Origin of the sequence: Dethiobacter alkaliphilus AHT 1 (assembly GCF_000174415.1) — a bacterium.
Taxonomy (GTDB): domain Bacteria; phylum Bacillota; class Dethiobacteria; order Dethiobacterales; family Dethiobacteraceae; genus Dethiobacter; species Dethiobacter alkaliphilus.
The window spans coordinates 213,123-223,160 of the sequence record NZ_ACJM01000004.1; the positions used below are offsets into that span (position 1 = coordinate 213,123).

A 10,038-nucleotide genomic window follows, 5' to 3' on the forward strand; every position below is an offset into this window, starting at 1 on the left:
GTTATAACCTGGCAGTACAAAAAATGTGCCCATCACCATAGTGATGAGCACTTAACCATTTTTAGAACTATTTTTTTTATTCCTTACCCCGTGAGCCTACCGCTTCCGCCTTCCGAAAGACCAAGCCATCATCCTGCACATTTACCTGGATAGTATCGTTATGGGTAAAATCTCCCCGCAGCATTTTCTCCGAGACTTCATCTTCTATGCGCTTCTGCAGCACACGACGCAGCGGCCGGGCCCCGTAAGTGGGGTCATACCCTTCCTTGGCCAGAAACGCCTTTGCTTCAGGACTAACCTCCAGCCGGATTTCATAATCTCCCAGGCGGCGGGCCAACTCGTCTAACATAAGCTCCACAATTTCTGTGAGGTGCTCCTCCTCTAACGGATGGAAAACAATCACTTCATCAATCCGGTTGAGGAATTCAGGACGGAAGGTGCGCTTCAGCTCATCCATAACCTTCCCTTTCATATCCTCATACGTCTTCTCGCGGTCTGCAGCTCTAAAGCCCATGGTGGCCTGCTTTTTCAACTCACCGGCCCCCACATTGGAGGTCATAATAATCACGGTGTTGCGAAAATCCACAGCACGACCCTTACCGTCGGTAAGGCGGCCATCCTCCAGAACCTGCAGCAGCACATTAAATACTTCCGGATGAGCCTTTTCAATCTCATCAAACAGAATGACGGAATAGGGTTTACGGCGCACCTTCTCGGTCAGCTGTCCGCCATCATCATATCCCACATACCCCGGAGGAGAACCCACCAGACGGGCGGTGGTATGCTTCTCCATGTATTCGGACATGTCTAAGCGGATCATGGCATCCTCGTCACCAAAGAGGCTCTCCGCCAAAGCACGGGCCAGTTCGGTCTTACCCACGCCGGTGGGGCCCAGGAAAATAAAGGAGCCAATGGGGCGCTTGGGGTCTTTTAAGCCGGCTCTGGCGCGACGGATGGCGCGGGAAATTGCCTTAACCGCTTCATCCTGGCCGATAACGCGCTTGTGCAGAATTGATTCCATGTTCAAGAGGCGCTCTGTCTCCTCAGCAGCCAGGCGCTTCACCGGAATTCCTGTCCAGGCGGAAACAATCTGGGCAATATCTTCCGACACCACTGACTGTGTATCGGTGGATTTGCGCTGCTCCCATTCTTTTTTCAGGCTTTGCAATTCTTCCTTTAACTGCTGCTCCTTATCCCGCAGCTGAGCTGCCACTTCAAACTCCTGGCCGCGCACAGCGGACTCTTTTTCATTGCGCAGCGTATCCAGGCGCCCTTCCATCTCTTTTAAATCGGGCGGAGCGGTATAGGCTTTCATCCGCACCCGCGACGCAGCTTCATCAATTAAATCAATGGCCTTATCCGGCAGGAACCGGTCCGTAATATAGCGGTCCGCCAGCTGCACCGCAGAATTAAGCGCTTCGTCGGTAATCTTTACCCGGTGATGGGCTTCATACCGGTCACGCAGGCCCTTTAAAATCTCCAGCGATTCTTCCTTACTGGGCTCACCTACGGTAATGGGCTGGAAGCGCCGCTCCAGGGCGGGGTCGCGCTCAATATGCTTGCGGTATTCGTCCAAGGTGGTGGCTCCAATGGCCTGCAGCTCGCCCCGGGCCAACGCCGGTTTAAGGATGTTGGACGCATCAATGGCCCCTTCTGCCGCTCCGGCGCCAATTAGGGTATGCAGCTCATCAATAAAGACAATCACATTGCCGGCGGCGTGCAATTCTTCCATCAGCTTACGCAGCCGCTCTTCAAATTCACCGCGGTACTTTGTGCCGGCAACCACCGCAGCCAACTCCAGAGTGGCTACTCTTTTATCCCTTAAGTTCTCCGGCACTTTTCCTTCGATAATCCGCTGGGCCAGACCTTCGGCAATGGCGGTTTTACCCACTCCGGGCTCACCAATCAGGCACGGATTGTTTTTTGTCCGCCGGGAAAGGACCTGAATAACACGCTCTATTTCAATGTCACGGCCAATCACCGGATCCAGCTTGTTATCTTTCGCCAATTTGGTCAGGTCACGGCCAAACTGATCTACGGTGGGCGTGGAAGAAGGGGCCTTGCCGGGCTCTTCCGGCAGCGGCTCATCCTCATCACCCAACAGTGCCAGCACCGACTTGCGGGCCCGTGTTAAATCCACACCCATATTGGTGAGAACCTGGGCGGCAATCCCCTCGCCCTCGCGAATCAGGCCCAAAAGCAAATGCTCGGTGCCCACATAGTTATGACCCAGGTTTTGGCCTTCCTCAATGGCCAACTCAATCACCTTTTTGGCCCGCGGCGTATAATTTACGCCCTGGGGTAAAGACCGCTGGTCCCCCTTGCCGATTAACTTTTCAATTTCGGAGCGGACACTGTCCAACTGCATACCCAGGGACAGAAGGACTTTGGCTGCAATCCCCTCACCTTCACGAACCAGGCCCATTAAAATATGTTCTGTGCCCACAAAACTATGATTAAAGCGTTTTGCTTCATCTTGGGCCAGGACCAGAACCTTTTGCGCTCTCTCCGTAAATCTGCCAAACATAAACACAACACTCCCTCCTACTCCTGTTATTATTGATAATGCGACTCCAACCGCTTGCGAATCAACCCAGCCCTCTCCCTGTTACGGTCAAGGCTGTCCAGCTCCCTGCCCGCCTCCATCTGCAGACAGGCAGGGCGCAACAACACCATTAACTCTTTTAGAATATTACCGGAAACCTCTTCAATCAGACCCAGGTCAATTCCCAAACGCACATCAGACAATAGCTGCATAGCTTCCTGTGATGACATGAGGCGCGCGTGGCTCAAAACCCCAAAGGCCCGGTTTACACGGTCGGCTATTCTGTCCCTTCCTTCATTAAGAAGTATCTGCCTGGCCTGGGCCTCCTGCTCCACAATCTGTCGTGATACACCGTACAGGTTTCTGACAATCTCATCTTCACTTTGGCCCAGGGTAATTTGGTTGGAAATCTGCACCAAATTGCCCACCACCTCGGAGCCCTCGCCGTACAGGCCACGCACAGCCAGGCCCACCTGGGCTATGGCCGACAGCACCCGATTAATTTGCTTTGTTAATACCAGGGCAGGAAGGTGAACCATTACCGAAGCGCGCAGGCCTGTGCCTACGTTGGTGGGACAGGCCGTCAGATACCCCCACTGTTCATCATAGGCATAAGCCAGTTTTTCTTCCAGCAAATCATCGTAACGATTTGCCTCCGCAAGCCCCTGCTCCAACTGCAACCCGGGAAGCAGACACTGAATGCGCAGATGATCCTCCTCATTAACCATTACACTTACAGCCTCATCGGAGCGCAACAGCACTGCTGAATTATGAGGCTCTTTAATTAAAAGCGGACTGATCAGGTGCTTTTCCACCAACACCTGACGCTCCAGGGGAGGAATGTTTTTAATAGGGAAAAACCGCATTTCCCCCATTTCATCCTGCAGTTCACTGCTGGTCTGGCGAATCTGCCGGGTAACATCATCAGCCTGACTGTCTGAGGCCAGGTACGGAAAAGGCACTTCGCGAATGTTTCTGGCCAACCTCACACGGCTGCTAAGCACAATTTCTCCGTCCGGCCCCGTAGCGTTCATCCATTTACTGCAACCGGGCTGCCCTTTGCTTTCCTCAGGCATTAGGTTCACCTCCACCCTCAATTTCGGTCTCCATGCGACGGATTTGGTCGCGCACTTCCGCCGCCTTCTCAAACTCCTCCCTGGCCACCAGCGCCTGCAGTTCGGCGCGCATTTCTTCAATACTGCGACGCAGCTTCACCACACCACCGGCCTTGGTGGGAACCTTTCCCACATGTTGGGTAGAACCGTGAATGCGGCGCATCAAAGGCAGCAAACGTTCCCCAAAGGTGGGATAGCACCTACTGCAGCCAAAGCGGCCAATCTGACCAAACTGCGCGTATGTGAGCCCGCAGTTTTCGCACTGCACCTTGGTGGAATAACCTATTACCTGCCCAGACGGCTGTGCGTCCATGTTCATCAGGCCGGTAAGCAAATTATGAATGGAAAACGGCGGATGACCATCAAAATGAAAATCACCTTTCTCCTGCGCACACTGCTCACAGAGATGCTGCACACTTTGTTCATCATCCACGATTTGTGTTAAGTGAACCGTTGCCGGCTTCTTCTGACATTCCTGGCAAAGCATACCTTACCGCCTCCTGTTAAGATTCACGCAATAAAACTTCCAGCATTCTTGTTAGCATCAGCGTGCGCAAGCTCTGAAACAGCTCACCATCACCCCGGTCGTGCACGGTAACAGCCTTCATTAACAAACCCTCCCGACGGGTCACCAAGCGGGCTTCCATTAAGCGGCTGATAAAGTCATCTGCATCCTGGGCGGAAAAGCTCTCACCGGGCATCTCCCGTAGAATTTCCAACAGACGGGATACTTTGGCCCTGTCCAAATCAATGCGCCGGATTTGCAGATACCCTCCTCCGCCACGTCGGCTTTCCACCACAAAACCCCGCTCCGAGGTAAACCGGGTAGAGAGAACATAATTTATTTGTGAAGGTACACACTGAAATCGCGCGGCAAGCTCTTTTCTCTGAATAATAATAGCGGCGTTGGGGCTTGCATCCAACAAACGCTTTAAGTAACTTTCAATATTATTGGCCAGATTACTCATGACGCTCACCCACTTTGACCTTCTCTGACTATAAGTCAATTATAGCTCTACATGGCAACTTATTCAATATTTTATTTTTACCCTGGCCATATCTCACTGACCATTTCCGACCAATATACTTATTTTGCTCAACCTTGCTTAAATTTTTACATTAAAATAAAAAACTTGCCTTAACAATTCCTTAAAGCAAGTTTTAGTACTGTTTTTAAAACTGCAAGGCATACCTAGGATTTCCAACAGAGCAGAAAAAAATAACGCGCAGCGCACGTTATTTTTACTTACTTTATTTCTTATAATCCTGCGGCAGGGCACAGACACCGGGATCTTCCCCTTCCCAGGAAACCTCCAGCATACCGGGAACACGTAACAATTGCTCCATCAGCCGTTGGGAATTAAACCCCACGGGGATGTTAACGGTAAGCTCAATGGCCACCGTATCTGCTTTGTAAGCCTCCATAAAATTGGATTCCGTCAGGCTCACATTGGTAATTCCCACCCCATGGTCCCCCAAAACGGTACCAATCCTGCCCAATAGCCCCGGCTGATCAACGGCCCGTACCCACAGCGATTTGTTGCAGCGGCCCCTGGCCACCAATTCTTCAACACGGGTCAGGGAAAACAGACTTAAAAGCACCAGGCCTGTGGCGGTGGCGGCGGCCATATAAAGACCGATTCCCGTTGCCAGGCCCACTGCGGCTACTACCCAGATGCTGGCGGCGGTGGTTAAGCCGCGGACGGCACTGCCCTGGCGCATAATGGTTCCCGCGCCCAAAAAACCAATGCCGCTGACCACCTGGGCGGCAATTCTGCCCTGGTCACCCACCGGGCCAAGCCTGCCGTCAAAGCCGGCAACAGAGACAATCATCACCAATGCCGAACCCAGGCAAACTAAAATATGTGTGCGCAAACCGGCGGGTCTGTTATGGCGCTCGCGTTCATATCCCACCAGGCCGCCCAAAACACCGGCCAATACCAATCTTAATACAATTTCCCATTCAGCCAGGCCCGGCATAATTACACCTCTCTTTTTGCTAAAAAAAATAATACTTATTATATGCTATTGTATTTACTCCGGTACAATACGTCAATGAGAAACGGAATATTACGGAAAAGACTAAGATTTGTTCCAGCATGAATGATGTTTTTCCGGCAAAAACTATGAACAGACTAAAAAAAGGTGGTGAAACAAAAGTGTCTTGTAATAACAAGAAAAATAAAAAGCTCAGCAAAAAAGAACTGAAGAACTGCAGAGCAAACCAAAACTGTAACGCTTCCGATGTTACAGACAGCGTGGAATTTGCTGATGAACCCTTTGCTGATGTGAGCAAGAAGAAATGTGCCCGTGATAAACGCAACAAAAAATAACTGTTAACCATTGCAGAAGCGGAACGCAAGAGCGTTCCGCTTCTACTATATATACCGGAAATTATAACGCCTGGTGTCTTTCTATATTATAACATGCTTGTCGTCGGTTACAGAAATCTTTTTGAGACCGTCTTTTGTTACCTGCCAGGTATTTTCAATCCCCACCACACCCAAATCTGCAAAGGTAAATTTAGGCTCCACAGCCACCACCATATCCGCTGCCAGAACGTGTGGGGACCCTTTGGCCAGGATAGGGAATTCATCAAACTCCAAACCTACACCATGGCCCACATACTTGGCCTGGGTGTCGCCAACACCCATAAAGTGCCCGTCAAGTCCTGCCTTTTGCGCTACCGCAAGGGCAGCTTCATAAAGCTCACCACCGGTTACTCCGGGCTTGGCGGCAGCAACCACCGCTTCCTGCACAGCTAAAGCCACTTCAAAAGCCTGGGCCAGCTGAGACGGCAGCTGACCTATGGAATAAAGCCGGGTCTGGTCCACTATGTAGCCGTTATGGATACCGCCGTAGTCCACCGTCACCGGTTCGCCGGCCTGAATAACTTTGTTACCTGCGCCCTGAGGCTGTGCGGGAGACAAACCGACTCCGCCGGTGGGGCTATCCAGGAAACTGGCGGCTGCACCCCGCTGGCCGCTTAACACGTGCCCGTAAAACATTTCCTGGTTAAAACCGCGCATCCGGGCTGATCCCTGATGGCCCAGTTTGCGCAGCGCCGCTTCCAGTTCTGCAGCAAAATGCAGCTCTTCCATACCTTCGGTTAGAATCTTTGGCACCAGCCTGTGTATTTTGTCCACCTGAATGGCGGCAGCCTGCAACTGCTCCAGCTCATAAGCGCTTTTTACCTGCCTGCATTCCCGCAACACTCCGCTGGCATCCTCCAGGGAAACACCGGCAAACGCTTTATTTAACCGTACATAAATGGCTGCCGGCAGCACATCCATTTCCAGACCCATCCGTTTGGGGGCAGCAGCATTGTCGGCAATAACCTTGGGCAAACCGGAAAAGCCCGCCATGGCAGTCAGAGCTATTCCCGCCTCCTGTTGTGCCCGGGACATATTTCTGCGCACCAGGCCCAGACATTCACCCTGAGCAGGCACATATACATACTGACACTGCATGGTGCCGGAATAATAATACATGGACATCTTCTGAGCAAGAAGAGCTCCGTCTAAATCCATTGCTTTTAACTTTTCCTGTAAAACACTTTTGCGTCGCAGCAGTTCATCTTTTGGTACCATAGTCTCCTCCTGATTTTTAAATTTTCTGTATTTTCTTTTTCCTATTATATACGACAAAATTCCTGCTAGCAATGTCTTATCACTTCAGCTTCCGCAGAATAGCGGTGGCCAGCTGTTCGCCCTGCAGCACCGGTGCAAACAAATCACCCTTTTCCTCCAGGCGCGAAAAAATATTTTTTATGGTAAAATCTGACGGTGAGACCTTTCCCGAGAGCGCCTCCTCCCATGTAAGAGGTGTGGACACCGGCGCTTTGGGACGAGGCCGCACGGTGTACGGAGCATTGATGGTTTGGCCCCACAGGTTTTGCAGATAATCAAGGTACACCGTATCACCGCGTTTTTTCACCATCCGTTCCATGGTGGTGATTTTAGGCTCTTTTTCGTGGACCAATTTACAGATGTAGCCGATAATATCCCGCACCTGTTCATAAGTATAGCGTGGCTTAAGGGGGATATAAATCTGCATGCCGGTGGCTCCGGAAGTTTTGGGATAACCCTTTAGCTCCAAATCATCCAGCACTTTTTTTACGGCCCGGGCCGTCTCCACCACCTGAGAAAATTCCACCCCTTCCTGGGGATCCAAATCCACAATGCCCCAGTCCGGATTCTTAATTTTTTTGCGCCGGGAATGCCAGGGATGGATTTCCAGGCAGGCCAGGTTGGCTAAAAACACCAGAGTCTCCAGGTTATTAACCATAATATAATTAATGGTCCGTTTATCCGAGGCGATGGGAACGGTTTCAACCCACTCCGGAGCAAAGGACGGGATATTCTTCTGATAAAACCGTTTACCCTCAATGCCGTCGGGAAAGCGCTGAAAGTTACAGGGCCGGTCCTTTAAAAACGGCAGCAGATAGGATGAAACCTCGATATAATAGGAAATCAAATCATGCTTTGTATAGCCCTCCTGCGGCCAAAAAACCTTCTCCAGGTTACTGAGCTTTACTTTTTTGTTGTTTATCTCCAGCTCCGGCATTGGGTCACCTCCTACTGTAGCACACAATCCTCGGGCCGGTCTTTGGTAAAACCTTTAATAACCGGCTGGCGCATCCGCAAATCCTCGGTCCATTCCTGAAAATCTATTAACGCCACCAGCCTGGGTTCTACCCAGGCCTTATCCCTGGCCGGGGAAGCGTTAACAAAGGGCGGCGCAGTTTGTAGAGTTTCTTTTAAGAACGGGGTTAATTCTCTGATATCCTGCCCGCTTAGTCCTGTGGCAACCCGGCCCACATAGATAAGTTGCCCCTGATGGTAGGCACCGGCCAGCAGGGCGTTTATTTGCCCGTCTTTTACGGTATATCCGCCGATGGCCACCAGCTGGCGCTGCCGCACCTTGATTTTTTTCCAGGCGGCATTTTTTTTACCGCGCTGATAGAGGGAGCTTGGCTCTTTGGCCACAATTCCCTCCATTTTATTTTCGCTCACCGCGGCAAACAGAGCCTCACCATCGGCAAAATTTTCCACAGTTTGCACCGCTTCATCCTTGGGGAGAATTTCAGCAAGCAGCGCCTGTCTCTGGTAAAGGGGCAAAGCTGTAAGGTCGCGCCCGTTATGATAAATCAAGTCGAAAACCATGTAAAAAACCGGAATTTGCCGGGCTCTTTGCCGCACTTTCCCCGGATCTGGCTCACCGGATCCCCCTATCAGATCCCGCTCCAGAATCAGTGGAAAACTGGGCCGGCCATCCTTTAGGGCCACAATCTCTCCGTCCAGGATTGCCTCCCCCTGCAGCAGTTGGCCCAGTCGGGATAATTCGGGATAATGGCCGGTTCGCTGTCGCAGTTTCCGGTTATGCAGCATGATTTTGCCGTGCCCCACATGGGCCAGCATCCGCACACCATCCCATTTTACCTGATACAGCAGATCAGATGCCGGGGGCACACCGGAGGCCATAACAGGCTCCATGGGTTTAAAAGGTGTATAAAGCATCATTATTCGCCGGAGGCCTTTTTACGTTTTTTGCGCGCCGGCTTTTTCTCCTTATCCGATGATTTCTTGGCCATTTCCACCGATGCCTTCAGAGCATCCATTAAATCCACAACTTTACCCTGTGCTGCAACTTCGGGAACGGCAATCTGTTCTCCTTCAATTTTGGCATGAATCATCTCTAAGAGCTTCTTGCGGTATTCATCGGTATATTTTTCCGGCTCAAACGTGGTGGCCAGATTCTCAATGAGCTCCCGGGCCATTTTCATTTCATTGTCATGCAGTTCAATTTTGCGGTCAAATCCCGGCAATTGAGCAGGATTGCGAATTTCATCGGGATAGTATATTGTTTCCATCACCAGATAATCCTGATAACCCCGCACCACAGCCAGCGACTCTTTATTGCGGATAACCACTTTGGCCACCGCAATTTTTCCCGTCTCCGCCATGGCCTGCCGCAGCAGGGAGTAAGGCTTTTCCCCGGCCTCACCCGGTGCCAGGTAATATGTTTTGTCAAAATACAACGGATCAATTTCCTCCAAAGAGACAAAATCAATAATATCTATGGTACGGGTCCGGTCATCGGGAATTTTATCCAGATCTTCTTCATTAATTATCACAAACCGGCCGGACTCATACTCATAACCGCGGACGATATCCTCTTGAGTTACTTCTTTGCCGCAGGCCGAGCAGACCCGCTGATATCGAATAGGTGCCTGACACTCTTTATGCAGGTAGCGAAATTTGACGTCTTTTTGCTCGGTGGCAGGAAACAACTTAATGGGGACACTGACCAACCCAAAACTAATGGCGCCTTTCCAGATTGTTCGCAACACCAATCCCTCCTTCCTTGATTAGTCTG

At 51.1% G+C, this 10,038-nt stretch carries 10 protein-coding genes; 1 reads left to right on the top strand and 9 read right to left on the bottom strand.

Translation table 11 applies throughout. From position 1 onward, the window contains the following. Positions 1-76 precede the first annotated feature (76 nt). From DEALDRAFT_RS05485 to DEALDRAFT_RS05505, 5 genes are all read right to left on the bottom strand, one after another. Positions 77-2,527, bottom strand: a complete 2,451-nt coding sequence (locus tag DEALDRAFT_RS05485; protein WP_040378534.1) for an ATP-dependent Clp protease ATP-binding subunit — start codon at positions 2,525-2,527, stop codon at positions 77-79. A 29-nt stretch (positions 2,528-2,556) separates the two neighbouring features. Further along, the gene (locus tag DEALDRAFT_RS05490; RefSeq protein ID WP_008515618.1) at positions 2,557-3,621 is read right to left on the bottom strand and encodes a protein arginine kinase; all 1,065 of its coding nucleotides are present in this window, start codon (positions 3,619-3,621) and stop codon (positions 2,557-2,559) included. Next, positions 3,614-4,147: a UvrB/UvrC motif-containing protein gene (locus tag DEALDRAFT_RS05495; RefSeq protein WP_008515619.1), complete on the bottom strand. Its 534-nt coding sequence runs from the start codon at positions 4,145-4,147 to the stop codon at positions 3,614-3,616. The genes DEALDRAFT_RS05490 and DEALDRAFT_RS05495 overlap by 8 nt, the downstream gene beginning before the upstream one ends. A gap of 16 nt (positions 4,148-4,163) precedes the next feature. Then, a complete protein-coding gene (locus DEALDRAFT_RS05500; protein WP_040378492.1) occupies positions 4,164-4,628 on the bottom strand; it encodes a CtsR family transcriptional regulator in 465 nt (154 codons plus the stop codon). A gap of 283 nt (positions 4,629-4,911) precedes the next feature. Continuing rightward, entirely contained in the window at positions 4,912-5,640 is a 729-nt protein-coding gene (locus tag DEALDRAFT_RS05505) for an MgtC/SapB family protein (protein ID WP_008515623.1), read from the bottom strand. Positions 5,641-5,819: 179 nt separating this feature from the next. Here DEALDRAFT_RS05505 and DEALDRAFT_RS16835 point away from each other — a divergent pair, with 179 nt between their 5' ends. Beyond that, the gene (locus DEALDRAFT_RS16835; protein WP_008515625.1) at positions 5,820-5,993 is read left to right on the top strand and encodes a hypothetical protein; all 174 of its coding nucleotides are present in this window, start codon (positions 5,820-5,822) and stop codon (positions 5,991-5,993) included. A gap of 81 nt (positions 5,994-6,074) precedes the next feature. Here the strand turns inward: DEALDRAFT_RS16835 and DEALDRAFT_RS05515 are convergent, their stop codons facing one another. The 4 genes from DEALDRAFT_RS05515 to ku all read right to left on the bottom strand — a co-directional run bounded on the left by DEALDRAFT_RS05515 (position 6,075) and on the right by ku (position 10,009). Further along, the gene (locus DEALDRAFT_RS05515; protein WP_008515627.1) at positions 6,075-7,250 is read right to left on the bottom strand and encodes a M24 family metallopeptidase; all 1,176 of its coding nucleotides are present in this window, start codon (positions 7,248-7,250) and stop codon (positions 6,075-6,077) included. 79 nt (positions 7,251-7,329) lie between these two features. Beyond that, positions 7,330-8,226: a non-homologous end-joining DNA ligase gene (gene ligD / locus DEALDRAFT_RS05520; RefSeq protein WP_008515629.1), complete on the bottom strand. Its 897-nt coding sequence runs from the start codon at positions 8,224-8,226 to the stop codon at positions 7,330-7,332. A gap of 11 nt (positions 8,227-8,237) precedes the next feature. Beyond that, positions 8,238-9,182: a non-homologous end-joining DNA ligase gene (gene ligD / locus DEALDRAFT_RS05525; protein ID WP_008515630.1), complete on the bottom strand. Its 945-nt coding sequence runs from the start codon at positions 9,180-9,182 to the stop codon at positions 8,238-8,240. Further along, entirely contained in the window at positions 9,182-10,009 is an 828-nt protein-coding gene (ku, locus tag DEALDRAFT_RS05530; protein WP_040378538.1) for a non-homologous end joining protein Ku, read from the bottom strand. The genes ligD (DEALDRAFT_RS05525) and ku overlap by 1 nt, the downstream gene beginning before the upstream one ends. Positions 10,010-10,038 lie beyond the last annotated feature (29 nt).

Excerpts from the sequence above, each read along its gene's own strand:
- DEALDRAFT_RS05500 (WP_040378492.1), bottom strand. The coding sequence starts at position 4,628 with ATGAGTAATCTGGCCAATAATATTGAAAGTTACTTAAAGCGTTTGTTG.
- DEALDRAFT_RS05490 (WP_008515618.1), bottom strand. The coding sequence starts at position 3,621 with ATGCCTGAGGAAAGCAAAGGGCAGCCCGGTTGCAGTAAATGGATGAAC.
- DEALDRAFT_RS05515 (WP_008515627.1), bottom strand. The coding sequence starts at position 7,250 with ATGGTACCAAAAGATGAACTGCTGCGACGCAAAAGTGTTTTACAGGAA.
- DEALDRAFT_RS05495 (WP_008515619.1), bottom strand. The coding sequence starts at position 4,147 with ATGCTTTGCCAGGAATGTCAGAAGAAGCCGGCAACGGTTCACTTAACA.
- DEALDRAFT_RS05505 (WP_008515623.1), bottom strand. The coding sequence starts at position 5,640 with ATGCCGGGCCTGGCTGAATGGGAAATTGTATTAAGATTGGTATTGGCC.
- ligD (WP_008515629.1), bottom strand. The coding sequence starts at position 8,226 with ATGCCGGAGCTGGAGATAAACAACAAAAAAGTAAAGCTCAGTAACCTG.
- ligD (WP_008515630.1), bottom strand. The coding sequence starts at position 9,182 with ATGATGCTTTATACACCTTTTAAACCCATGGAGCCTGTTATGGCCTCC.
- DEALDRAFT_RS05485 (WP_040378534.1), bottom strand. The coding sequence starts at position 2,527 with ATGTTTGGCAGATTTACGGAGAGAGCGCAAAAGGTTCTGGTCCTGGCC.